Genomic DNA, 386 nt, shown 5'->3' on the forward strand with positions numbered 1-386 from the left:
GGGTATCCCACGCCCGCCAGCACCAGCCACGCCGGCATCCCGCAGGAGGTATCGAGCCACACCAGCAGCACGCCTAGCGCCAGCAGATGGGCGATCCACGTCGGCACATCCTCCCAGTTGCCGTGGCGAACCCGGCCCACGGCATCGGCGCCAATCGAGGCAATGGCAAACGCCGGCTGGAGCAACACACGCCCTGTCAGCGTATTGCGCGCCGCGTAGAGCCTGCGCACCAGCGGCCCGGCTGCGTGCCAGTCACCGGCGTACAGGAAGTAGCTTTCCGGATCGCCATCCGGATGGGTGAGGTCCGCAGCATGGTGCTCCAGATGTGAGCGCCGGTAGATGCCGTATGGCAGCCAGATGCCAAGTGGTGCGGCGCCTAGCAGGGC

At 67.6% G+C, this 386-nt stretch carries 1 protein-coding gene; it reads right to left on the reverse strand.

Features of this window, described 5'->3' with window-relative positions; translation table 11 throughout:
* On the reverse strand, window positions 1-386 hold a 386-nt coding region (locus AC1DDH_RS20765; RefSeq protein ID WP_476956262.1), incomplete at both ends, for a fatty acid desaturase.

It is taken from the genome of Arthrobacter sp. 10T425 (assembly GCF_056393985.1).